23 protein-coding genes are annotated in these 22408 nt (G+C 68.4%); 17 read left to right on the top strand and 6 right to left on the bottom strand.

Annotated elements, in window-relative coordinates; translation table 11 throughout:
- Positions 1-206: 206 nt before the first annotated feature.
- Both ACFV2J_RS34875 and ACFV2J_RS34880 read left to right on the top strand, forming a co-directional pair.
- On the top strand, positions 207-686 hold the full coding sequence (locus ACFV2J_RS34875; protein ID WP_385442441.1) for a WHG domain-containing protein: 480 nt from the start codon (positions 207-209) through the stop codon (positions 684-686).
- Between the two features lie 310 nt (positions 687-996).
- On the top strand, positions 997-1131 hold the full coding sequence (locus ACFV2J_RS34880; RefSeq protein ID WP_385084765.1) for a hypothetical protein: 135 nt from the start codon (positions 997-999) through the stop codon (positions 1129-1131).
- Here the strand turns inward: ACFV2J_RS34880 and ACFV2J_RS34885 are convergent.
- Positions 1113-1568 carry a hypothetical protein gene (locus ACFV2J_RS34885; RefSeq protein ID WP_385084764.1) on the bottom strand — a complete coding sequence of 152 codons (456 nt, stop codon included), beginning with the start codon at positions 1566-1568 and terminating at the stop codon, positions 1113-1115. The two genes, ACFV2J_RS34880 and ACFV2J_RS34885, sit on opposite strands and share 19 nt — an antisense overlap.
- Positions 1569-1863: 295 nt before the next feature.
- On the opposite strand from ACFV2J_RS34885, the gene ACFV2J_RS34890 reads away from it, so the two are divergent.
- Positions 1864-2445 (top strand): TIGR00730 family Rossman fold protein, encoded by a 582-nt coding sequence (locus tag ACFV2J_RS34890; RefSeq protein ID WP_385084763.1) that lies wholly within the window; start codon positions 1864-1866, stop codon positions 2443-2445.
- Positions 2446-2962: 517 nt separating this feature from the next.
- Here the strand turns inward: ACFV2J_RS34890 and ACFV2J_RS34895 are convergent.
- Both ACFV2J_RS34895 and ACFV2J_RS34900 read right to left on the bottom strand, forming a co-directional pair.
- Positions 2963-3850 carry an NmrA family NAD(P)-binding protein gene (locus ACFV2J_RS34895; protein WP_385084761.1) on the bottom strand — a complete coding sequence of 296 codons (888 nt, stop codon included), beginning with the start codon at positions 3848-3850 and terminating at the stop codon, positions 2963-2965.
- A 603-nt stretch (positions 3851-4453) separates the two neighbouring features.
- Positions 4454-5029, bottom strand: a complete 576-nt coding sequence (locus ACFV2J_RS34900) for a TetR/AcrR family transcriptional regulator (RefSeq protein WP_385084759.1) — start codon at positions 5027-5029, stop codon at positions 4454-4456.
- Positions 5030-5685: 656 nt separating this feature from the next.
- On the opposite strand from ACFV2J_RS34900, the gene ACFV2J_RS34905 reads away from it, so the two are divergent.
- Positions 5686-6573, top strand: coding sequence for an NmrA family NAD(P)-binding protein (locus ACFV2J_RS34905; protein WP_385084757.1), 888 nt, complete (start codon positions 5686-5688; stop codon positions 6571-6573).
- Positions 6574-6750: 177 nt separating this feature from the next.
- Here ACFV2J_RS34905 and ACFV2J_RS34910 read toward each other — a convergent pair whose 3' ends face one another.
- The gene (locus ACFV2J_RS34910; protein WP_385084755.1) at positions 6751-7212 is read right to left on the bottom strand and encodes a winged helix-turn-helix transcriptional regulator; all 462 of its coding nucleotides are present in this window, start codon (positions 7210-7212) and stop codon (positions 6751-6753) included.
- 60 nt (positions 7213-7272) lie between these two features.
- Between ACFV2J_RS34910 and ACFV2J_RS34915 the strand changes: the two genes are divergently transcribed.
- Together ACFV2J_RS34915 and ACFV2J_RS34920 are read left to right on the top strand one after the other, a co-directional pair.
- Positions 7273-7788 carry a carbonic anhydrase gene (locus ACFV2J_RS34915; RefSeq protein WP_385084753.1) on the top strand — a complete coding sequence of 172 codons (516 nt, stop codon included), beginning with the start codon at positions 7273-7275 and terminating at the stop codon, positions 7786-7788.
- A gap of 93 nt (positions 7789-7881) precedes the next feature.
- On the top strand, positions 7882-8424 hold the full coding sequence (locus tag ACFV2J_RS34920) for a carbonic anhydrase (protein WP_385084751.1): 543 nt from the start codon (positions 7882-7884) through the stop codon (positions 8422-8424).
- Positions 8425-9192: 768 nt separating this feature from the next.
- Here ACFV2J_RS34920 and ACFV2J_RS34925 read toward each other — a convergent pair.
- Positions 9193-9642 (bottom strand): peptidoglycan-binding protein, encoded by a 450-nt coding sequence (locus tag ACFV2J_RS34925; RefSeq protein ID WP_385084749.1) that lies wholly within the window; start codon positions 9640-9642, stop codon positions 9193-9195.
- 634 nt (positions 9643-10276) lie between these two features.
- Between ACFV2J_RS34925 and ACFV2J_RS34930 the strand changes: the two genes are divergently transcribed.
- From ACFV2J_RS34930 to ACFV2J_RS34940, 3 genes are all read left to right on the top strand, one after another.
- Positions 10277-10561: a hypothetical protein gene (locus ACFV2J_RS34930; protein WP_385084747.1), complete on the top strand. Its 285-nt coding sequence runs from the start codon at positions 10277-10279 to the stop codon at positions 10559-10561.
- 231 nt (positions 10562-10792) lie between these two features.
- Entirely contained in the window at positions 10793-11290 is a 498-nt protein-coding gene (locus ACFV2J_RS34935) for a hypothetical protein (RefSeq protein WP_385084745.1), read from the top strand.
- 429 nt (positions 11291-11719) lie between these two features.
- Positions 11720-12187, top strand: coding sequence for a DUF4232 domain-containing protein (locus ACFV2J_RS34940; RefSeq protein WP_385442479.1), 468 nt, complete (start codon positions 11720-11722; stop codon positions 12185-12187).
- Positions 12188-12790: 603 nt separating this feature from the next.
- Here ACFV2J_RS34940 and ACFV2J_RS34945 read toward each other — a convergent pair.
- Complete coding sequence (locus ACFV2J_RS34945) at positions 12791-13399, bottom strand: TetR/AcrR family transcriptional regulator (protein ID WP_385442449.1); 609 nt, start codon at positions 13397-13399, stop codon at positions 12791-12793.
- A gap of 107 nt (positions 13400-13506) precedes the next feature.
- Between ACFV2J_RS34945 and ACFV2J_RS34950 the strand changes: the two genes are divergently transcribed.
- From ACFV2J_RS34950 to ACFV2J_RS34985, 8 genes are all read left to right on the top strand, one after another.
- Entirely contained in the window at positions 13507-14517 is a 1011-nt protein-coding gene (locus ACFV2J_RS34950) for an alcohol dehydrogenase catalytic domain-containing protein (protein ID WP_385084739.1), read from the top strand.
- Between the two features lie 20 nt (positions 14518-14537).
- Complete coding sequence (locus ACFV2J_RS34955; RefSeq protein ID WP_385084737.1) at positions 14538-15140, top strand: NADPH-dependent F420 reductase; 603 nt, start codon at positions 14538-14540, stop codon at positions 15138-15140.
- A 63-nt stretch (positions 15141-15203) separates the two neighbouring features.
- The gene (locus tag ACFV2J_RS34960; RefSeq protein WP_385084735.1) at positions 15204-16292 is read left to right on the top strand and encodes an alkene reductase; all 1089 of its coding nucleotides are present in this window, start codon (positions 15204-15206) and stop codon (positions 16290-16292) included.
- Positions 16293-16679: 387 nt separating this feature from the next.
- On the top strand, positions 16680-18188 hold the full coding sequence (locus tag ACFV2J_RS34965) for an FG-GAP-like repeat-containing protein (protein ID WP_385084733.1): 1509 nt from the start codon (positions 16680-16682) through the stop codon (positions 18186-18188).
- Between the two features lie 197 nt (positions 18189-18385).
- Positions 18386-18832, top strand: coding sequence for a hypothetical protein (locus tag ACFV2J_RS34970; protein ID WP_385084731.1), 447 nt, complete (start codon positions 18386-18388; stop codon positions 18830-18832).
- Between the two features lie 163 nt (positions 18833-18995).
- Positions 18996-20045 carry a LacI family DNA-binding transcriptional regulator gene (locus ACFV2J_RS34975; RefSeq protein WP_385442454.1) on the top strand — a complete coding sequence of 350 codons (1050 nt, stop codon included), beginning with the start codon at positions 18996-18998 and terminating at the stop codon, positions 20043-20045.
- Between the two features lie 121 nt (positions 20046-20166).
- The gene (locus tag ACFV2J_RS34980; protein ID WP_385084727.1) at positions 20167-21459 is read left to right on the top strand and encodes an ABC transporter substrate-binding protein; all 1293 of its coding nucleotides are present in this window, start codon (positions 20167-20169) and stop codon (positions 21457-21459) included.
- A gap of 117 nt (positions 21460-21576) precedes the next feature.
- Positions 21577-22408: carbohydrate ABC transporter permease (locus ACFV2J_RS34985; protein ID WP_385442456.1), on the top strand; the 832-nt coding region annotated here is incomplete at its 3' end.

Below are 22408 nucleotides of genomic sequence, written 5' to 3' on the forward strand. Positions count from 1 at the left end.
GGCGATCGGGTCACGGGCCAGGCGGCAGCCGCCGTTGAGCCGTGGCCACACCGTGCGGTCCAGGCCGCGCTGGGGGGGCGGCCCCAACGCTCCGGCCCCCCCGGACGGGTCCGATCAAGCCCCCGGGCGCCCCCGCCCCCCCGCTCGGCATCGCGCCACCGTCGATCTACGCGCACTTCGACACGCCCGACCAGATCGTGGAGGCCGTGGTCACGGAAACCCGCTCACTGCTGGTGCGTCATCTCGAGACCGCCCGGGCGGGAGCGGACGGCGCGCGTGAACGACTCCTGGCCGACTGTCACGCCTATCTCGTCTTCGGTGCCGAACAGCCCGAGCTCTACGCCCTTCTGTTCTCCCGCCCGCGGCCCAGGGGTAGCAGTACCTCGGAAGAACGCATTGACCAGGCGGTACGCCAGCTCGCGCCCATTGTCGGCGAGCCCATCGCGAGTCAGCTCGCTCCCGCCGAAGCATTCTCGATACTTCTGCGCGACGTCGCCGATGCGATGCGCGACGGCACGTCCCGTGCGGAGGATGCGCTCGCCACGGCGACCGCTCTTTGGGCGGCTCTGCACGGCCTCATTCTGCTCCGCGCTCGCATTCCCCGATTCCCGTGGCCGCCACCCGGTCCGCTGGAGGACGAGATCATCAGTCGCCTCGCATACCTGCACGACCCTGCACCCAGATGACCGCTTGGTCGGCGCGACGCTGCCAGATCGTCAGGGCCGGATTCGAACTCTCTCTAAGAAGTTGCGGTCTTTACGATCTTGAGAGATGCGCGCCGAACGGGAGTCCCGATCGGGTGGTCGGGGCGTTGGGCGCATACGAACAGGGGCTCTTGAACAGCTCGTTGGTGTCGAATCGCCGAGCAGCAGGAGGCACTGGTGCAGCGGCCATGCGTGCCGATGGCCGGGCGGGTGTGCAGTGCAACCCGCCTGCCAGGCGGCACCTCGCGTCCGTGCGTGGGGTCAGTACGGCTCTTCCCTCCATTCAGGGCAGATGGACATCGTCGCAGCAAACCGAGCTCGGTTCTTCACCCTGTACTTCGACGCCACCGGGAGCGAACTCCTGGCGTGCAGCGGCGTGAACAACGAGCGGCCCTCGCGGGGGGACGGTCAGAAGCTCCAGCTGTAAAGGCCGCCATCCGTATTCGCCGCAGACGCTGCGAGGCGGGCAACGCCCTGCAAGACCGCAAGGAGATCATCGTCGGTCATATCGTCGCCGTCCTCCGTCCGGAGCCGCGTGATCCAGCGGGCTGCGAGCTCTTCGAGTTCGGCGGAACTCGCTGTGCCGAGCGCTCGGGTCAGCCGCTTCGGCAGAGCGAACACCTCAACGCCATCGTTCAAAGGGGTAGTGACCCACTCCGGCCACGGCCGCCACGCATAGAGCTGCTCAAGCGCCGGGGCCTCGGCCGAAGGGGCCTCGAAGTACATGTCCCACTCGGCGATGGCACTGTCCGGCTCGATAAAATGGCAGGTCACAGACTCAAAGTCCTTGCCAGGTCCGCGCAGGCGCGTCGAGGCGGCCGTCTCGTCGTCAGGGGCGAGGAAGAACACTATGTCGTGGGCCATTCGAGCAGGATGGCAGCCCGCGGCGGACGGAGGGCTGCGTAGTCGGTCTCAGCCGTCTGATCGGCGAGCCGCATCGGCTGCGTATGCGGTCCTGCCGGCCCGGCGGCCCAGCCTTCGGCAGCTGTGGGGCTGATACCCAGCAAACGCCGAAGGACCGCGGGCGGCATCCGTGTGCAGAGATCAAGCAGGGCCGCGAGCCGTCCCACAGGCTCGTCCTCGCACGAAAAGCCGTGGTCAGCGCCGGAGTGCCTGTGGTAAACCGAAGGGCTGGCCACAACCGTTTCCGGAGAACTTCATGCGCCGTCTCGCCGTCTTTCTCGCCTCGTCCAATGGACACGATCCGGCGCACGCCGCGCTGGCCGCCAGCGTGGGCACAGAACTGGCCCGGCAAGGAATCGGTCTCGTCTACGGCGGTGGCCGCCGGGGCTTGATGGGCGTGGTGGCGGACAGCGCGCTGAAGGCGGGTGGCGAGGTCATCGGTGTCATGCCGCGCAGCATGGTCGAACGGGAGTGGGCGCACGAAGGGGTGACGGAGCTGGTCATGTGCGACTCGATGCACGAGCGCAAGGCGCTCATGGCTGAGCGTGCCGACGCCTTCGTCGCCCTGCCCGGCGGTCTCGGTACCCTGGAAGAGATCTTCGAGGTGTGGTCCTGGCGCCAGCTCGGATTCCACGCCAAACCCATCGGCTTCCTCAACGCCGGAGGGTTTTGGACGCCGCTGCTGGGCGCCCTGCGCGGCATCGCCGACTCTGGCTTCCTCCCCGCATCCACTCTGGACGACCTCGCGGTCGCCCCCGATCTGCCCGGTTTGCTGGAGGCGCTGCAGGAGCGGCTCCGCAACATCCCGCAGCCCGCGCACGGAGAGAATCTGCGGTAGATGATCAGGTCTGCGCCGTGACCCGGCGCGTCGCTCGGTAGTCCGGTCAACACCTCGGTGCCGTCCGCCCGCACAGCCGACCGCGATGGACAGCGTGTGCTGCCCGGCACCGGGCCCGCGGGTCAGGCCTGGGCCTCAGCGCTGGTGGCGAGTAGCTGCCGGATGCCGGGAGTGCCGACGATACGCGGCGTTCTCACGCGGCCAGCTGCCGTAGGTTCCGGTCCCAGTGCGGGTCGCGGAGGTGCTTACGCGGAAGTCGAGGACGATGTGTGCGTCGTCGGGGCCAGGGACCGTGGAGGTGCCCGAACGAGGCGATGCGGACGTCCATGGAACCCCCACCGTGGGCAGTGATCTTCGGACCGCGTTCTGTCAGACGATCGACTTCGGGCGCCCTTCATGGACCACCACCGGTGGGCACTCCAGGAGACACCTGGAGGCCGGTTGCCGCAGCGAATGTGCCGGGCCGAGCAGGCGCCGTGATGAGAAGGGCGCCTGCTGACCGGTGCGGGGCCGGTGGCTATGCGGCCTTGACGGCGTAGGGGAGTTCGAACAGCGAGCGGTGCTCGTTGATGAAGTCCTCGACCGTCTGCATCGGCTGTCCGGTGATGCGGGCGGCCGTGTCGGTGACGCCGGCCAGGCGGCCTTCCTGCTGGTCGATGGTGACCGCCTCGAAGTGCTTCAGCTTGGCCATGTCGTCTGGGATGCCGATCAGCTCCAGGAACGTCGCCACGGTGACCCGCTCGAACGGGAGGTCACGGCCCAGGACCCGACTGACTTCGGCCGCGAGCGCTTCGTGGCTGTACTCGACGGCCCCGGTGAGGGTCAGCGCCTGGCCGGCGTGTTCGGCGGGGTTGGTGAACAGCTTCGCCGCGGTCAGTGCGATGTCGTGGCCGGTGATCGGTGCGAAGCGGCTGTCGGCGTCGAAGGGCATGACGTAGCGGCCGTAGCGGATCAGCCCGGAGATGTAGAGCAGCCACTGCGTGAAGAACGTGATGCGCAGGTGGGTGGTGGGCACTCCGGACCAGGTGAAGACCTGCTCGGCCAGCCAGTGGTTCTGCGTCGCCTTGCTGCGCGCGTCGGGACGCGACTGGATGTGCGACATGTTCACCACGTACTCGATGTTCTGCTCCTTGGCGGCCTGCGCGAACATCACGGCCGCCTCCACGAGGCCTTCACCCACGGGGTAGTTGAAGTAGGCGCGCTGAACGCCTTTCAGGGCCACGCGGACGTCGCGGAAGTCGAGCAGGTCGCCGAAGACGACTTCGGCGCCCTTGTCCCGCAGACGCTGCGCCCGCTCGTCGTCGGTGCGGACCATGGCGCGAACGTGGAAGCCCTCCTTGAGCAGGTGGTCCACCATCGGTCGGCCGGTCTCGCCGGCAGCGGTCGTGATCAGAATCGTCGTCATGGTTGTTTCCTCAAGTGTGGTCGCCGATGTCGCTGGCGGGGCGGTCTGAGTGCACGCCATGTCTTCGTCGTCATGAGGTGTGGTCACCGCGTGGTCTCTGTGGGCGCGGCGACTCTATTTAGATTACTTCTCTAATCTAAATGCGGCAAGTGGCCTGTGAGGGCGCCGTGACCTGCGTATATGCCCGCTCGCTTCAGAAGGCTTTGAGAAGGCAGAACCGACAGGTGCACCGCCCGGTACGCCTCATGCCACTCTCACCCGAGCGCCGTTGCGCGAAGGCTTGGCGAGGAGAATCCCGCCGTCCTGTATTCGCGCGCGCCCCGGTCGGCACGTCCGACGTCGTGAGTCGGTCAAGTGGCCAGGCACTGTCACTGCGCTCACGGCGACCCTCATGCGCCCCGCTGCCAACCTGGACGAGCACTGCAAGCGGTCTACTGGCGAACGAGGCGCCGCAAGCAGCCCCTTCGAACCCGCTCCATTCGAGGTGGAGTGGGACGCCACCGTCGCGCACGCGGGAACGGCCTCGCCGCTAGTGCGAACCACCGGCGCATCGGCCGAGTGCGGGGTGCCATGAGCGCGGGCCGGGGGGCTTGCCCGCAGCGCTCAGGACAGGGAGTCGGTGATCGAGCGTCGGGCCGCCTGCAAGATCTCTTCGGACAGCTCGGTGGACGAGGTCGCACGAGCCAGCAGGATGGCCCCGACCAGGGTGCAGGTGGCGACCAGCCCCTCGTCTCCGTGTCCGTCCTCGGTCATCCAGTCGACGAACCGCTGCACGCCGTCGGTGTAGGTCTGCTGCGAAGCGAGGTTCCCGTCGTGTGCGGCCTGCGCCAGGTCGCCGACGAACCCGGCCGTGGGGCAGCCCGTTCCTGGATCGTCGCGGTGCTCGTGTGACAGGTATTCCTCGACCATGGCCCTACGCGCGTCAAGGCGGCTGGGGTGCCCGTCACCCAGGCCCGCCAGGTAACTGTCCCTGTCATTGAAGGCCTGCGCGGCGGCTTCGGTGACCAGCGCTTCCTTGGAGGCGAACTGCTTGTAGAAGCCGCCGTTCGTCAAGCCGACGGACTTCGTCAGATCGGTGAGGCTGACCCCTTGGATGCCTCGCTCGCGGAACAGCCGAGCGGCCGCTGCGACAATGCCGGCCCGGTTCTCCGCGGCCTGAGCCTTCGACACTCGACTCATGTGAGCATCCACCCCATCGCTTATATTCCGACTGACATCTATGCTAACTCATTCAGACCCTGGCAGGAGCTGCGGCGCGGGGACTCCTGCCGGGCGATCGTCCGTTCCCCCCGGCACGTCACACGTACTTGCCCGGACAGTTGACGTGGGCGGTGTTGCCGGGCCGTCGATCCTCGAGGTTGGCTGATTCCCGAGAACCGAGGCTCTGTACGGACTGGAGCGAGCAACTCCGTGAGACGGTCTCGATCGCGCGGGCAACCCCGCCTGCCCAGGGCGGGCCGAACGTTCTCCATGCGCGTTCGACGCATCTTCCGCCGCGGCCCCCCGGTCCACAGCGCACCCCATGCGCGGGCTCGACAGGCCACCCTTCGTCCGGAACACCTACGATGAGAAGGGGCGAGGCTCGGCGGTGCGTGGAAATCCGTGAGCTTACGCGAGCGTCCAGAACCGTTGAGGGGCGCAAGCGTCCGGGTAGGCGGGCGCCTGTCCCAACAGGGATTCACCGCATGAGCGCCCCCGAGCCGATGAGCGCGAAATATGCGATGCCGCAACGGCGGCCATGGTCCTGATCGCCCGCGACAGCCCTTCCGGATCCGATCCGTCCTACTGGTCCCGCCGGCTCCACCGGTGTCCCCGCGGACCGAAGAGGTGAAGGCATGACCGCAATCCTGGTCACAACGGCGAACGGTGACACAGGCCGACCGATGGTCGACCACCTCATCGAGGCGGGTTTTCCAGTGCGGGCGATGGTCCGCAGCGACGACGAGCGGGCGCAGCGGCTGCGGGACAAAGGCGCGGAAGTCGTCTTCGGGAGCCTCCTGGACCTCCGTGAGGTGCGCGCAGCCCTGAAGGGCGTGCGACGCGCGTACTTCAACTACCCGGTCGGCGAAGGCCTGGTGGAGGCGGCCGTGATGTTCGCGCAGGCCGCCAAGGAACAAGACCTCGAGCTCATCGTCAGCATGTCGCACATCCAGTCGCGTCCCGACGCGCGCAGCAAGGCGACGCAGAACCACTGGCTGGCCGAGCAGGTCTTCACCTGGTCGGGAGTGCCCACCACCCACCTGCGCATCACGTTCTTCACGCAGTGGCTGCTCTACATCTCCGGGCTGATCCGCTACGGCCGCTACGTCATGCCCTTCGACGCCGACAGCCGCTTCGCACCGATCACCGGCCACGACATCGCACTGACCGCAGCCAAGATCCTCACTCGGCCCGAAGAGCACGCCGGCCAGATACTCACTCTTACCGGCCCGGTCGAATACAGCCAAGAGGAACTCGCGGCCGAGGTCGGCCGGGTCCTGGGCCGCGACCTTCCCTACGAGCGGGTCACCGTGGCGACGTTCCTGGAGCTGATCGGCGAGCCCGATGACACCGCCAAGCTCAAGCACTTCGAGGCGGTCACCATCGACCAGCAGGAAGGCCGCCTGGCCGGCGTCACCGACACGGCCGCCCGCATCACCGGACAGCCGATGCAGACGGTCGAGGACTTCATCAACGAGCACCGCTCACGCTTCGAACTCCCCTACGCCGTGACAGCGACCTGAGGTACTTGCACTGGTGCGCACCCGCCGGACGGTGGATCCGGGCAGGCCTCCGACCCGACCGCATGTGTCGGCCTTGCGCGACATGCACATTCGGTCGGCGTTCCGGTATGGATCCGGCCTGGCGGGGCTTGATCGCGCCCCCGTGCCTCCCAATACCGCGCGGCAGCTGAAGTGTTCCTACCCCTGCAGCACCGGCGGGTGCGTACCGCCCGCGACGTCGAATTCTCCGGGGCGGATCTCCTCGCCGCAGCTGCTGCATGTCGTCAGCGGATGCAGCTCGGCCCCGCAATGGTGCCGGAACACGGCCTTCGGCTCCTGGTCGCCGGTGTGGCGCTCGCCCCAGTCCTTGAGCGAGAGGATCACCGGGATGAGGTCCACCCCGGCCTGCGTGAGGTGGTACTCGAAGCGCTCCGGACGCTGCGAGTACTGCTGCCGCACGATGACGCCGGCTTCCTCCAGCCGTCGCAGGCGCCCGGACAGCAGGGTGCGGGACGCGCCGGTGAGCTTGGCGAGGTCGGAGAAGCGGTGGAAGCCGTAAAGCAGCTCCCGGAGGACGGGCAGCGAATAGCGGTCGCCGAGGACCTCGAGCGCGTCGTTCATCGTGCACTGCCGGGGAGTGGGTATCGATTCTGGACTCACGCTGTTAGGGTACACCTCAGTGAGTCCAGAAAGTGGACTCTCTAGCCGAAGGAGCATGTCGTGGGTGTCGTCGAAACTCTCACCGACCGCAACGCCGAGTTCGCCAGGACGCAGTTCACCGAAGGCCTGCGCATGATGCCGAACCTGAAGACGATCGTGATCGGCTGTGTGGACCCGCGCGTCGACCCGGCCTCGGTCCTGGGTGCCGAGCAGGGAGACATCGCGGCCATCCGCAACGTGGGCGGGCGGGTCACGAAGCGGACATTGGACGAACTGGTGATGCTCCGCAGGGTGACGCAGGCGGCCGGCGCCGACCTCGGTCCGGGCTGGGAGCTGATCGTCCTCCAGCACACGCACTGTGGGATCACCCTGCTCGCGGACCAGCCTGAGCTCCTCACCCCCTACTTCGCGACCGACGAGACGGGGCTGGTGGAGCAGGCGGTCAGCGATCCGCGCGCGGCCATCGCACACGACGTGGCTGCCCTTCGCGGCGAGACCCGCCTGGAGGGGGTGCGGGTATCCGGGCTCCTGTACGACGTGGCTTCCGGCGAGATCGAGACCGTCGTCGCCCCGTAGTCCAGGCGCGGCCGACGACGGTCGCCTCCCGCCGAGCACTCCGCCCCGTACGGGGCGGGTCCGCAGCCCCTGCAAACAACCTCAGGAGATGTCATGACCGACGTTGCCGAACTGTCTTCCCGCAACGCCGACTTCGTCGCCGAAGAGTTCTTGACCGGACCGGGTCTGACCATCAACCCGACGGGCAACATGATGATCGTCGGCTGCGTCGACCCGCGCGTGGACCCCTCACATGTTCTGGGCCTGCGGCGCGGTGAGGCGGCCGTGATCCGCAATGTGGGCGGCCGCATCACTCCTGCGACCCTGCGGACCATGACGATGCTCGGCAAAGTCGGCCAGGCACATGCGGACGGCAGAGCCGAGGGGCCCTGGAACCTGGTCATCCTCCACCACACCGGCTGCGGGATGCTCGACCTGGCCCCCTTCGACGGCCTCCTGGCCGAATACTTCGAAGTCCCCCCGGACGCGCTCGCCGCCAAATCCGTCACCGACCCCTACGGCTCCGTCCGCGTCGACGTCGACATCATCCAGCAGGAAGTCCGCAGTCCCGACTTCCTGGTCTCCGGGCTCGTGTACGACGTCTCCACCGGCACCATCGAGGTCGTCATCCCGCCGACCGCCGTCCCGGTCGCCTGACTCCCGCTCCGGCGCGAACGGACTTCGGAACGCCATGCGCGACACCCCGCACGCCACCGCTCACGGCGCCGTGCTCTCCGCCCCCAGGTAGACATCCGGCAGCGCCGGTCGACCGACGGATGACGGGCAGCAAGCTTCACTTGAGCTGCGACGCACGTGGCATCCCGCTCAAGGTCATGACCACCATGGCTGACTCAACGACGTCACCCCGATCCCGCCCCTCGTCGACGGCATCCTGTCAGTGGCCGAGCGTCCCAGCCGGCCACGCCGCCGCTCAGGTTCGCTGCTCGGGGGCAAGGGGAATGACGGCACATCCCACCGCGAAGAGTTGCGCAAGCGCCGGAACCTGCCCGTCATTTCCCCGGCAAGGCGCCACGAACATCAAGGGCTTGGGCAAGCTCCGTTACGTCGCCGAGCGGGTTCTCGGAAGGCCGGCGTCAGCACCGGGTACTCCCTGTTCAGCGACCGAACCTCGAAGTACCCCTGACCAGGGAACGCAGGTCCTACGAGCTCTATGGTCCGCAGCGGCCAAATCCCGGAACGTCCAGTCATGTGTCGTACCCGAAGGGCGTTCGGTCCCGTGGTGGACGCGTATGAAGGCCTCCGCGATGCCATCCGCCCAAAACTGGCAACGTGGTTGTCGGTTGCCGACGGTCTTGGTGACGAAAACACGGGCCCGGTCGAGACCCGCGAGCACAGGCCCCAGCCAGCCCCGGACAGACAGGGGCAGGCCGGGGCTGCTCACCCGGCGGCCGGAGCTCGCCTGGATCAGGCGTCGGCGAAGCGCTTGAATGCAGCCTTGGTCCCCGAGCCGGCGACACCGTCGATCGAGCCTGTGTAGCCCCACTGGGCTGCCAGCATTCGCTGGAGTGCCTTGACGGTGTTGGTGCCCGGGTCTCCGTCAATCGCGCCCGTGTAGCCCCAGATCCCCGAGAGGAAGCGCTGCATCGCCTTCCAACTGTTGGTGCCCAGCTGGCCGTCGATGCTGTCGGTGTAGCCCCAGTATTCCGCGAGGAACCGCTGGACGTTCTTGGCCTCGGCCGTGGTGAGGCCGAAATTCTGCGTCGTGGCCGCGATGGCGGGCTGGGCAGCAGCCGCTGTCCGCGGAGTGTTCACGGGCGCCGCGTAGCTGACGCCCGCGGTCACCACACTGCCGGCGGCGAGTCCGGCGATGGCGACGAGGCCTGCGAGGGTCTTGCCCAGAGCGTTCGGTCGCATGCGCATTCCTCTTTCGTTCGTGAGTCTGCGCCTGTCCTGCCCGGCGGGCAGGCGGCGGGACCACGATGCAGGGCAACCCGACGCCGCAGCCGCGATTGCCGCACAACTGGCGATTTCTCGGGACGACAGACCCACTGACCTGCGTCGACGTACTCCTGCCGGACGGCCGCGCGGGACGGCCTCGTGCGACCCCTGGCAGACGTAACGGACTCCTGGAGACTGCGCGGCGCAGGCGAGCGTCGTGTCCGGCTCGCGGTGAGTCCGCTGCGGGCACCACCGGTTCGCCTCCGACAGCGCCGAGCCCTGGCACGCCTGGCTCAGCCAGCTCACCGGTGCCCGCCGCGGCTGCGAGAGCCCAGCGGCGATGGTGCCGGCCAGGGCCGCACCTGGGCTCAGCGTGCGCTCGGAGGCCGTCGACGAGCTCGGCCGCCTGGTGAGGAGGATCTCTGAAATCGGCTCTGCCCGCAGTCCCGTGAAGCCTCGGTCTGCCCAGCCCTGGTCACAGCAGAGGCCCGGTCCGGATCACCAATACACCTGCCCGGGCCCTCTTTCGACGTCCCGCGAGCGGGAGACCCGCGATGGGGGTATGCCATGTCACGCAAGGTGACCTCGGGGATCCATGAGGAGAGCAGCTATGTACGCAGTAGTTCGGCGCTACGAAGGGGTGAGCGACCCTGCCGAGGCGGGACGCCGGGTGAACGAAGGGTTCGTGGCGATCCTGCGCCAGGTCCCCGGATTCGTGGCTTACTACTGGGTCGATGCCGGGGACGGAGTGATGGTCTCCACCGGCGTCTTCGAAGACCAGGCCGGGGTCGAGGAGTCGACCAGGAAGGCGGCGGACTTCGTCCGGGCCAACCTCGCCTCGCTGCTCCCCAACCCTCCCCAGGTCGCGGCCGGCCAGGTGGTGGCTGCTGGGTAGGGACCTGCGCAGTGGCGCTGGATCCCACGTACCCCCACTCCAATGACCTGGCCTTTCACGAAACTCCGGCCAGAGCCCTGAAATCGACCAGTGCTGCTCGTGTCCCCACTCGCTTCGGCGTTCAACCGAGTGGGGAGTTTCAGGGCCCTGACCGGAGGCGCGTGAACGCTCCTGTAGGTTCTTCCGGACTCGCGTGGGCATGATTTCCGGCGGAGGCATGAGGGAGTGACCGTGGCTGACGAACGGCTTGATGCCGAGTGGCTTCGCGGCTGGTGCGAGCAGGCGGATGCGGCGCTCGCGAAGCTGATGGCATCGTTCCATGCGCGGTTTGGCTTCGAGCCGGGCAGCAACGTGGTCGTGCTCGCTTCGGAGGAGAGTCGACAGGCCACCGACGCGCTCGTGGAGCTGACACCGATTCCCTCGGATCTGACCACGATGTACTGGGTGATCGACGAGGTCTCCCTGCCTGATGTGGAGAACGGCTACTTCGTCCACCCGGCCTCCCTGGTCGCGGACCACTTCCGCGAATACGGGGCCGTCCAGATCGAGGGGGAAGAGCCTGCTCTGGTGTTCGCCAGTGACGGGGGCGGCCATCTGTTCGCACTGGCGGGCTCCGGTCGGATCTGGAGGTCGACCACCGCCTCGTGGCTCGATCAGTTCGACCTTGCTGCAGCCGGTCTCAGGGAGTTTTTCGAGGGGCTGTGCCGGCAGATCAGCGGCCAGCTCTGACGGATGGTCGAAGGGCGAGCCCGATCAGATCCGGGTGAGGATTCGGATCCTCAGGAGACGGAACGCGGCCCGACCATACATGGCTCGCTTAATCGTTTTGACTCGATTTACGTTGCCCTCGACCTTACCGGAGCTCGATTCGAGGGTGAGGCCGGCGGTGACGGCTGCTGCAGCCGTCCGCTGCCCGTTCAACACCAAGGCAAGCCCGTCCTGGCCAGGACTAGCGCTCCTCCTGCGGCTCCCCGGCGAGGGCCGAACGGGGTGTCCTGCCCCGCCCGATCCGGTGACCGCGTGTGTTGGGGTCTCTGGTGCACGGGCCGGATGCGGGAGCGTGGAGCCGCCGGGGCGCGACCAGGCCCTGGGAGACCTACGTGAGGAAATGCCATGCCGATCGCGAAGTCCGTGGCTGCTGTGTCTGCGGCGGCGCTCATGCTGGTGGGTGCGGCAGGAGCCGGAGTGGCGCAGGCGTCCGCCCCGACGGCCGCCGGCATCGCGACTACTTCCGCGTGCCGTCCAGCGAACCACATGGCCAAGATCGCTCAGGCGCCGGCATCTTCGGGGCACCACCACTACCGAGTCACCCTGACTGCGGCGCCAGGGTACGAATCGTGCCGACTCGCCGGGTCACCAACCGACGTGCGGTTCTACCGCCACGGCACCCCCGACGCGGTCACCGCCGGCCAATACGGCCCGCAGCACATGGTGGTGACCTTCGGTCCGGGGCACCCGGTGCACTTCGACATCCAGGTGCCCAACAGGGCCCGTAGCACCTCAGCCGACGAGGCATCCTTCACGCTCAGGACCCCGGACGGGGTGATCCCCGGTGAGACCAGCGCATACGGCCGACTCACCGTCACGTCCGGCACCGTCATCGGTCCGGTCCAGCCCAGGGCTTGACCCTCGTACCGCCCGGCTGCCCGGCCGCCCGGCGCTGCGCGTACGCACGGTCGTCCCACCCCATACATCGAGACGATGAAGCCAGCGGTGAAGGGCCCGGACCTGTTGCGTGGCTAGATCCTTGCGCACTTGGAGAGGAGACGGCGGGTCGTTCAGGTCCAGCATCGGGTAGGGCGGCGTCGATCCGGACGGGTTGGCTGTCCCCGCCGTCTGCCGTCTCTACCGGCTCTTCCGGACCGCAACCGGTGCTCGCCGTCCCGGGTGCTGCCTGCGCTCATCGCGACCGCCTGACGGAGGCCGCATGGAGGCGGCAGGAGGCGTTCCATGTCCCGTGCGCGCCGCACGGCACTCGCAGGTCGCGCATCTCGGCCCTTCCTGTCGCCCGCACCAGGCAAAGAACGGGCGATGGCCGGGATGACCAGGCATTTCACCACAGTGGGCTCACGCGCCTGCGTCCCGCCCCACACCGTCATTGGCCTCCGCGTGGGGTCAGGGACGGTGCCGTCTTGCGGCGACCACCGCCGACCTACCTCAAAGTCATTGCCGTCCTCGGCAGCCGACGTCCAGCCGTAGGCGTCCAGGAACCGGTGGCCCTGAGTCGCATCAGTCGAGGGCGTGGTCGCGGCCGGTCTGCAGGATCTCGTCGGAGAGCTCGGGCTCGACGTTGCGTACGGCGCGGGCGAGCATCAGCGCGCCGACCATTTCACTGAACAGGCGGATGGCCCTGTGGCGGGCCTCGGCCGGGTCGATCTCGTGGCCCTTCTCCTCGGCTTCGCGCAGGAACTCGGCGGCGAAGCCGGTGAGGTAACCCTCGACGCCTTCGGCGTACGCGCTCTGCACGGCTTCGCTGTGCCGTCCGGCATCGGTGGCCAGGGAGGCGGAGGGGCAGCCGCCGTCCGGGGTGTCACGGTGCGTGGTGGACAGATAGCCGGCCACGACCCGCTCCAGTGGAGAGCCGTCCTGGTCCGGACCGTCCTCGATCGTCCGGGCCAGGACCCCGAGCGAGGCGGCGTAGGAGGCGCCGCACACCTCCACCGCCAGGTCGTTCTTGGACGCGAAGTGGTTGTAGAAGCCGCCGTGGGTGAGTCCGGCTTCCTTCATCAACTCGGCGATGCCGACCGCGTCGATGCCCTGCGAGCGAAACATGCGGCTCGCCGCTTCGAGGATGTTCTGCCGGTTGCGGGCCTTGTCCTGCTTGGTGATCCGCGGCATGGCCGTCCTCTCGCGTCGTTCTCGATTTGACCTTTTTGAGGATCCTCGTCATCATAGCAACAGTTCCAATGATGACCATCATTAATAGTTCGTGGAAGGAGGCCGTCATGCGGGCCATCACCTACGACCGGCACGGAGAAGCCGGGCGGGTACTACGCCTGAGCGAGCTGCCTGCCCCTGCTGCGCCCGCGGCCGGGCAGGTGCAGGTGCGGGTGCTGTCCCGGCCGATCCACCCCGGCGACCTGGCGGGAGTGGAGGGCCTTCCGGGTGGGCCGCGGCAGCGGTTCGCCACGCCACGGATTCCCGGCGTGGAGGGAATGGGTGTCATCGAGACCGTAGGCGAGGGTGTGCAGAATCTGCGGCGCGGTCAGCGGGTGGCGTTCTTCCCGGTGCCGGGCGCGTGGAGCGAACTCGTCACGGCGCCGACCGATCTTGTGGTGCCGGTGCCCGAGGACCTCAGCGACGAGACCGCGGCTTTGATGCTGGTCAACCCGCTGACCCTGCTCTCCTTGATGCGGGCGGTCGAGGACGCCCAGCACGGCCAGGCCGGTCCCGTGGTGCAGACGGCCGCCGGTTCCTCGGTGGGAAAGCTGGTCAGCGCCGCAGCACTCAAGCACGGCATCCCGCTGGTCAACCTGGTACGCAGCGCCACGGGGGCGCAGACCTTGCGGCAGCGCTTCCCCGGACTGCCGACCATTTCGACGGCCGACGCGGACTGGCGCACTCAGGTCCAGGACGCGACCGGCGGTCTGGGCGCCCAGGTCGTGCTGGACGCGGTGGGCGGATCCCTGACCGGTGAGCTGGCCGGACTGCTCGCCGACGGCGGCACGCTGATCACCTACGGACAGCTCGGTTCCGGCAGCACGCCGCTGGAGTCGCTCGCGCTGACCCCCCGGGCCCTGACCGTGCGGGGCACGTCCGTCCTCCAGTGGATGACCACTCGGACGCCTGAGGAACGGGCCGAGGAGGTCGCTTTCGCCGCCCGTCTGGCCGCGACCGTCCCGGAACTCTTCGAGGTCGCCGCCGGCTACGACCTCGCCGACTTCGCGAAGGCCATCGACCATGTCCGCCGTCCTGGCAAGAGCGGAACCGTCCTGCTCACCAGCCCTGCACCCTGAACCCCACGAAGGGCACCGCCATGAAGATCGGAACCCTCGGCGCCGGAACCGTCGCCCAGGCCATCGCCCGCCACGCCGTGGCCCACGGCCACCAGGTCGTACTGAGCAACAGCCGCGGCCCCGCCTCCCTGGCGGGCCTCGCCGACGAGCTCGGACCGCTCGCCCACGCCGGCACCCCGGAGGAAGCCGCGGCGGCGGAACTCGTCGTGCTCGCAGTGGGCTGGCCCCAGATCCCGGACGCGGTAGCCGGCCTGCCACCCTTCGCCGGGCGCATCGTCATCGATGCCACCAACCAGTTCGCCTCCCCGCCGCCGCCCGTGAAGATCGCCGACCTGGGCGAGCTGACCGGCAGCGAACACGTCGCCTCACTGCTGCCCGGAGCCCGCGTCGTCAAGGCGTTCAACACCCTCTACGGCAAGTACATCGCCGCAGACCCGCGCCACCAGGCCGGACGCCAGGTGCTGTTCCTCGCCGGTGACGACGCCGACGCCAAGACCACCGTCAAGGACCTCACAGCCGCCTTCGGCTTCGCCCCTGTCGACCTCGGCTCCTTGCGCGAGGGCGGACGCCTCATGCAGCTCGGCGGCCCGCTCTCCGGCCTCCACGTCCTCAAACAGGACTGAGCCGGGCCCCTATCCATTCCTCACCCCGCTCCCCATCCACCCCCCAGCACAAGGAAGTTACTCATGACCACCCCCCAGCCCCTGCTGCAGCCCGTCCGCCTCGGCGCCCTGGAGCTCGCCAACAGCGTCGTCATGGCCCCCATGACCCGCGCCCGCGCTCAGAACGCCGAACTGGCCCCCACCGACCTCCACGCGACCTACTACGCCCAGCGCGCCGGCGCCGGCCTGATCGTCACCGAGGGAACCTGGGTCAACGCCGACGCGATCGGTTTCATCCACGCGCCCGGCATCTACACCGACACGCAGACCGCCGGCTGGGTGAAGGTCACCGAAGCCGTCCACGAGGCCGGCGGGCGGATCGTCTCCCAGTTCGGCCACCTCGGCGCGGCCTCCCACCCCGACCACCTCGGCGGCCGCCTGCCCGCCGGACCCTCGGCCATCAACCCCGGTGAGAAGTCCTTCACCCCCTCCGGCCCGAAGGACACCGTCACCCCGCGCGCCTACACCGCCGCCGAGATCGCCGCCACCATCGCCGACTACCGCCACGCGGCGGAGAACGCCCGCCGCGCCGGCTTCGACGGCGTGGAAATCCACGCCCAGCAGTCCCACTTGATCCCGCAGTTCCTCAACCCCCGTCTCAACCAGCGCACCGACGCCTACGGAGGCAGCAGCGAGAAGCGGGCCCAGTTCCTCCTCGACATCCTCGACGCCGTCAGTGACGTGTGGGGCAGCGACCGCGTCAGCGTGAAGATGTCCCCGGGCTGGGCCAACGGAACCACGTTCACGGCGGACGAGGAGGCACTCGCCGACTACGACCAGCTGTTCAAGAAGCTCAACGAGAGCAACCTGTCCTACCTGCACCTCCTGGGCACCCCCGGCACCATCGAGGAGCGCGTCGCCGTCTTCGCCCGCTTCCGCGCGCACTACCAGGGCAACATCGTCGCCAACCTCGGCTTCACCCAGGCCCTCGGCAACGAGATACTCGACCACGGGATCGTCGACGCGGTCTCTTTCGCCGAGCCCTTCATCGCCAACCCCGACCTGGTCGAGCGCTTCGCGCAGGGCCACCCGCTGGCCGACGGCGACCGGAACACCTACTACGCCGGTGACAGCGAGGGCTACACCGACTACCCCGCCTTCACCGCCAACTGAGCAAGGAAGAAGACGCCGACGCAGCATTGGCGTGCTGGGCAGCAGGAAACCTCCTGCTGCCCCACACCCAACGCAGCGCCCGTCGGCTTCGGTTGGCGGACCGTACGGCAGGCCCCTCGTCGATCCAGCTCTTCGAGTCGCGCCGCTTGACGGACGGCGCGTCAGGAGTCCTCGGTTGACTTGGAACGGCAGGGAAAGTCGCGGTGTACTCCAGCACAACCACCCGTCTCTCTGGCGAGTCGTACTGGGCGGCGTGAGGACGCGTACGCCGGTGCCGCACAAGTGTTCCACCTGCTTCGGGGCCCGCGCTCTCGGCACGGTCGCGAGTGTGCGTCTGGCTCGGTGACGCGTTCCCGGGCCTTCTTCTCCGTCTACGTCAGGACAACCATGGCTTTCCGTTCCCTTCCCCGGCACCGCAGGCGGCTTGTAGTCGCCATCGGTATCGCCCTGGTCAGCGGTGCCGTGCCGGCTCCCGTCGGCAACGCCGCCACCCCGGCCGCGACGACCGCCACCACGCCCAGCACCAAGCGCCTGCATGACGACTTCAACGGCGACGGCTACCCCGATCTGGCGATCGGCGCGCCGGGCACCACCTTGAGCGGGCAGGCGAAGGCCGGGGCCGTCAGCGTGCTGTACGGCTCGTCCAGCGGGCTGTCGACCTCGCGCAAGCAGGTCCTGACCTGGTCGAGCCGGTCGACGGTGCAGCGGCAGACGGGCTACGGCAGCGACGTGCAGAGCGGCGACCTCGACCGGGACGGCTACGCCGACCTGCTGTCACTTGTGGACATGTCGCCGATCAGTGGCTACGACGGACGTTTCCTGGCGGTCAACTGGGGTGGTGCCAAGGGGTTGTCCGCCACGCCGACCCTGCTGAGGAACGTGCCGGCGAGTTCCCGCGGCGTCTTCGTGGTTGCCGATGTCGACGGGGACAAGAATCCGGACGTGACGGTGTGGGGCGACGACTACGGAGACGAGAACGCGCCGGGCGACGCCTCGGTGCTGCACGGCCCGTTCCACCGCGACGGCGGCAGTACGAGGACGACCCGGTTCACCCTCTTCCCCGGCGAGGAGTGGTACGCCATCGCTATGGCCGCCGGTGACGTGACCGGCGACGGCACTGCCGATCTGGCCATCAGCGTCAGGCAGCAGGACGGCGAGATCGGTACCGGTGGGGTTGCCCTGCTGGTGGGCGGTCCTTCCGGGTTCACCTACAAGGGCCTTCTCAAGGACGCCCAGGGCCGGCTCATCCGCGGCGACGACGTCGAGATCGGTGACCTCGACAAGAACGGTCACGCCGAGATCGTCGTCGGCCACTTCGTCGACGGCACCGACTACGACGTCGGCCTCCCGGTCAAGGGCGGCGCGATCGCCGTCGTCCACGGCGGCCCGAACGGCGTGTCCACCACCCGCAAACCGGTGTGGATCAACCAGGACACCGCGGGCGTACCGGGCGTGGGGGAGTGGGGTGACGGCATGGGCGCGGGCCTGTCGATCGGCGACACCAACGGCGACGGCTACCCCGACGTGGTGACAGGCCTGCCCGGTGAGGACTTCGACGGCCTCACCGACGCAGGCACCGTGCTCGTGCTGCGCGGCAGCGCGAACGGTCTGACCACCGCCGGCATCAAGTCGTTCAGCCAGAACACCGCCGGGGTACCCGGCACCGCCGAGAAGCTGGACCGTTTCGGCAGCGAGACCGCCCTCGTCGACGCCAACGGCGACAAGAAGGACGGCCTGGTCGTCGGCGACCGGGCGGAGAACGCGAACAACGGTGCCGCGTGGGTCTTCTCGGCCACCTCCAGCGGCATCACCGCGAGCGGTTCCTTCTCGTTCGGCCCGTCCACCATGGGCCTGCCCGCGACCGGGGCCCTGTTCGGAGCCTCGGTGGCCGACTGACGGCGACACCGGCGTACACGACGACTGCCGTGAACCCGTCCAGACCAAGGGCGAGGAGCATGACGAGGACGGCACTGATCAGGAACATCAGAGGCTCAGTGCCTCCGCGGGTTCGGAGAACGCTCCGGGCGCCGGTCTCGCAGGCATCCCCTGGCGGACAGTAGGGTCACTTGCACGGGACGACTCCAGGGGTGGGCATGACCGAGGTGGGGAGCGATCCGTTGGTATGGCGGATCCCGCCGGCGCACGCCGCATTGATGATCCTCGTGGCCTGCCCCTGTGCGGCGGTGAACATCTACGGGCATCCATCAGCCGCGCTGCGGCTTGTGACGGTCGTCGTCGGAGTCGTGGCGCTGCTGGTGGCGCTGGTGAGCCTGCGGATGTACCTGGCCGTGGACGACGAAGGTATCGCGGTCCGGTTCTTGCACCGTGAGCAGTGGTTGCCGTGGTCGTCGGTCGATCACATCGAGGTCGTCTCCGGCGTTCGCGGATCCGACACCATCCGGTTCAGCCGCGCCGACCGAACCTTCGTCGACGTGCCACCCTCACTGCTGCAGCCGACCCGGCCGGTCCGCAGGCCGGCGGCCGGGCACCTCCTCCGCGACGCCGCGCGGCGGATCGAGGCGCGGCGCCCCACGGCATGAGCGGTGCTCACCCGGCGTGCGGCGGTCACCCAGCCGAAACCGGAGTCAACCGACAGTGACTACACTTACGCGTCATGTGTGCCACGAGCAGGCTCTGCGTGGTGCGGACGTCCTGTGAGTGGTCATACTGGGTGGCTGCGGGGGACCTGGGATGGAGGGGACCATGTCCCGCAATTCTGGCGACAAGGTGCCGACCATGGTGGACGTGGCGCGGCGCGCCGGCGTCTCCCCCAGCACGGTCTCCTACGCCATGACCGGCGCCCGGCCCATCTCGGAGGCCACGCGGGAGCGCATCCAGCAGGCGATGCTCGACCTCGGCTACAGGCCGAACGTCTTCGCGCGGGGGCTCAAGAGCAAGCGCAGTCATATCCTCGCGGTCCTGTTCCCCAAGGACGAGCGGGGCATGAACCTCGGTTCCATGGAGTACATCTTCGGCGCGTCCGATCACGCCCAGAACCGCGGCTACCACCTGCTGCTTTGGACCTCCCGGGCAGAAGAGCTCGACGAGCTCGCCGGGCTGGCCCGGCAGGGCCTGGTGGACGGCGTACTGCTGATGGAAGTCCGCCTGGAAGACCCGCGCGTCGAGGTCCTTCGCAGCTCGGAGTTGACCTTCACCATGCTGGGGCAGACCGCCGACCCCGGCGACCTGGACTACGTCGACACCGACTTCGATCAGTGCGCACGACTGGCCGTCACGCACCTCGCCGACCAGGGCCACCGGCATCTCGGCTTCGTGCACCAGGACGCCGCGACGATCGCGTCCGGTCGCGGCAACGCGATCCGGTTGCGCGACGGCATGCTGAGGGCGGCGCAGGACCTCGGAGTCGCGCTCACCGCGCTGACCTGTCAGAGTCATATCACCGGTGGCCGGGAGGCGTTCGCTGAACTGCTCACCGCCGATCCGCGGGCGACCGCCGTCATCGCGTTCAACGAGCAGGCCGCGCCCGGCATCATGGCCGCTGCGGTCGAGCACGGCCGGCGCATCCCCGAGGACTTCTCCGTGGTATCCATCGACATGCCCGCGCAGGCGGCCCTGATGACGACGCCCACGATGACCACAGTGGGGCCGGTCGCCGCCGCCATGGGCACGGCGGCGACGGAGATGCTGATCCGCCGGATCGAAGGACAGCAGCTCAGCGGCCCCTCACAGACGCTGTTCGACGGCGAACTGGTGGTCCGGGCAAGTTCCGGCCCCGCTCCCTCCACGCGCTGAGCCGTTATCCATCCGTAACGCGTCTGAATTTCTTGGGCGTTGACACCCCATCCGGGGCGCTTTAGCGTGCTCGAAACCCAGTCGAATCGTATCGATGACTGGTGATGAAGGGGAGCGTTTCATGGGTGCAAGACGGGTGACGGCCGCATTCGGCCTGCTCAGCGCGACGTTGGTCATGGCCGCCTGCGGCAACGGCGGCTCGGGCGGTGGCGGCAACAGTGCGACGCAGGGTGCGGACGCCCGGGGCCCGATCACGTTCGTCACGGGCAAGGACAACAGCGGCGTCCTTCCGTTCATCGCCGACGAATGGAACAGAACGCATCCCGACGAGAAGGTGACGATCAAGCAGCAGAGCGACCAGGCCGACCAGCAACTGTCGGACCTCGAACAGCACTTCCAGGCGAAGGACCCCGGCTACGACGTGGTCACCGTGGACGTCGTGTGGACGGCCGAGTTCGCGGCCAAGGGCTGGATCATCCCGCTCACCGGGCGGAACGCCCTGGACACCACCAAGCTGCTGCCGGCCACGGTCAAGTCGGCGACCTACAACGGCAAGCTCTACGCGGCACCGTACGGCTCCGACGGGGGCCTGCTCTACTACCGCACCGACCTGGCCAAGACCGCACCCACCACGTGGGACCAGCTGATCTCCGACTGCAAGAACAAGACCGCCAAGGGAACCATCACCGGTACCAAGCCCGCCTGCTACGCGGGCCAGTTCGCCAAGTACGAGGGCCTGACGGTGAACGCCGCCGAAGCGATCAACGCCACGGGCGGCTCGATCGTCGGACCGGACGGACGCAGCGCGACGGTCGACTCCGCGCCGTCCGCCACCGGCCTCGACTTCCTGGTGAAGGGCTTCAAGGACGGTTACATCCCCAAGGAAGCGCTGGGCTTCCAGGAGACCCAGAGCCTGAACGCTTTCGAGGCCGGCCAGTTGATGTTCATGCGCAACTGGCCGTACGCCGTCGCCGTCCTCAACGGCAAGGGCTCCAAGGTGGCCGGGAAGTTCGCCGTCGCGCCCCTGCCGGGCCCGTCCGGTCACGGCGCGTCCACCCTGGGCGGGCACAACCTCGGCATCAGCGCGTACTCCCAACACAAGGCGACCGCGCGGGACTTCCTGAAGTTCATCGAGTCCGACGCGGTCCAGCGCAACAACCTGACCGTCGGCACGTTGGCGCCGGTCCTCACCGCGATGTACAGCGATCCGGCACTCATCAAGAAGTTCACCTACCTGCCCGACCTGCTCAAGAGCATCCAGACGGCGGTACCCCGCCCCATCACCCCGTACTACCCGGGCGTCACCGAGGCGATCGAGACCAACGCCTACGCGGCTCTACAGGGCCGTATGACCACCCATCAGGCGTTGACGAACATGCAGGCGGCGATCAAGTCCGCCACGGCCGGCGGCTGACCGGACGGCCCCATGCACGAACTGGCAGACCGGCGCGCCCGAACCGGCGCGTCGGCCCCGGCCGATCCTCCCTTCCGATCAAGACCTCGGACGGCGTCTTCACCGCAAGGAGCAGCCATGACCCCAGTCGGTCAGGTAGAACACAGAGTCGTCAAGAAACCAGATGGCGGCCCTCGCCGGCCCACGGCACGCCGAGGCACCACCAACCCCGGCGAGGCACGACTGGCCTATGTGCTGATCACGCCCACCCTCCTCCTGCTGGCACTCATCGTCGGCTACCCGGTCGTCAAGGCCGTCTACCAGTCGTTCCTGACCGACCCCGGCCTGGACCAGGCCACCGGCCTGTTCACCACAGGGGACACCTGGTTCGGACTTCACAACTACACGCACTGGCTTCTGCAACAGTGCGCCACCCCCAACGGGGGTTACACCGCATGCCCCAGCGGGACCCCGGGGTCGCAGTTCTGGGGCTCGGTCGGCGTCACGGTCGGCTTCACCGTCGTCGCCTGCACGCTGGAGACCGCGATCGGCATGGTGTTCGCCCTGATGATGCACCGGGCGTTCCGCGGCCGCGCCATGGTCCGGGTCGCGATCCTCATCCCCTGGGCCATCCCGACCGCGGTCACCTCCAAGCTGTGGCAGGTCATGTTCGACCCGCAGGGCTGCGTCAACAAGATCCTCGGCACCCACTACGCCTGGACGTCCTCGCTATGGCCGGCCCGGTCCGCGATCGTCATCGCGGACACCTGGAAGACCACGCCCTTCATCGCACTGCTGATCCTGGCCGGCCTGCAGAACATCCCCGAGGAGACATACGAGGCGGCGAAGATCGACGGGGCGAACGCGTGGCGGCGGGGGGGGGGCGCGGGAGACCCGCGCCAGGACGCCACGGCGCCGCCCCCGGCCGGGCACGAGACGCCCGCGGCGCCGCCCGCCGGCGGCGCCCCCA

Source organism: Streptomyces sp. NPDC059668 (assembly GCF_042734135.1).
Lineage (GTDB): Bacteria > Actinomycetota > Actinomycetes > Streptomycetales > Streptomycetaceae > Streptomyces.

What these genes read in the sequence shown, in the direction of transcription:
- ACFV2J_RS34955 (WP_385084737.1), top strand. Translation starts at nt 14,538, where the DNA reads ATGAAGATCGGAACCCTCGGCGCCGGAACCGTCGCCCAGGCCATCGCC.
- ACFV2J_RS34890 (WP_385084763.1), top strand. Translation starts at nt 1,864, where the DNA reads ATGCGCCGTCTCGCCGTCTTTCTCGCCTCGTCCAATGGACACGATCCG.
- ACFV2J_RS34950 (WP_385084739.1), top strand. Translation starts at nt 13,507, where the DNA reads ATGCGGGCCATCACCTACGACCGGCACGGAGAAGCCGGGCGGGTACTA.
- ACFV2J_RS34975 (WP_385442454.1), top strand. Translation starts at nt 18,996, where the DNA reads ATGTCCCGCAATTCTGGCGACAAGGTGCCGACCATGGTGGACGTGGCG.
- ACFV2J_RS34880 (WP_385084765.1), top strand. Translation starts at nt 997, where the DNA reads ATGGACATCGTCGCAGCAAACCGAGCTCGGTTCTTCACCCTGTACTTC.
- ACFV2J_RS34930 (WP_385084747.1), top strand. Translation starts at nt 10,277, where the DNA reads ATGTACGCAGTAGTTCGGCGCTACGAAGGGGTGAGCGACCCTGCCGAG.
- ACFV2J_RS34900 (WP_385084759.1), bottom strand. Translation starts at nt 5,029, where the DNA reads ATGAGTCGAGTGTCGAAGGCTCAGGCCGCGGAGAACCGGGCCGGCATT.
- ACFV2J_RS34895 (WP_385084761.1), bottom strand. Translation starts at nt 3,850, where the DNA reads ATGACGACGATTCTGATCACGACCGCTGCCGGCGAGACCGGCCGACCG.
- ACFV2J_RS34885 (WP_385084764.1), bottom strand. Translation starts at nt 1,568, where the DNA reads ATGGCCCACGACATAGTGTTCTTCCTCGCCCCTGACGACGAGACGGCC.
- ACFV2J_RS34925 (WP_385084749.1), bottom strand. Translation starts at nt 9,642, where the DNA reads ATGCGACCGAACGCTCTGGGCAAGACCCTCGCAGGCCTCGTCGCCATC.
- ACFV2J_RS34965 (WP_385084733.1), top strand. Translation starts at nt 16,680, where the DNA reads ATGGCTTTCCGTTCCCTTCCCCGGCACCGCAGGCGGCTTGTAGTCGCC.
- ACFV2J_RS34940 (WP_385442479.1), top strand. Translation starts at nt 11,720, where the DNA reads ATGCTGGTGGGTGCGGCAGGAGCCGGAGTGGCGCAGGCGTCCGCCCCG.
- ACFV2J_RS34945 (WP_385442449.1), bottom strand. Translation starts at nt 13,399, where the DNA reads ATGCCGCGGATCACCAAGCAGGACAAGGCCCGCAACCGGCAGAACATC.
- ACFV2J_RS34960 (WP_385084735.1), top strand. Translation starts at nt 15,204, where the DNA reads ATGACCACCCCCCAGCCCCTGCTGCAGCCCGTCCGCCTCGGCGCCCTG.
- ACFV2J_RS34980 (WP_385084727.1), top strand. Translation starts at nt 20,167, where the DNA reads ATGGGTGCAAGACGGGTGACGGCCGCATTCGGCCTGCTCAGCGCGACG.
- ACFV2J_RS34905 (WP_385084757.1), top strand. Translation starts at nt 5,686, where the DNA reads ATGACCGCAATCCTGGTCACAACGGCGAACGGTGACACAGGCCGACCG.
- ACFV2J_RS34920 (WP_385084751.1), top strand. Translation starts at nt 7,882, where the DNA reads ATGACCGACGTTGCCGAACTGTCTTCCCGCAACGCCGACTTCGTCGCC.
- ACFV2J_RS34970 (WP_385084731.1), top strand. Translation starts at nt 18,386, where the DNA reads ATGACCGAGGTGGGGAGCGATCCGTTGGTATGGCGGATCCCGCCGGCG.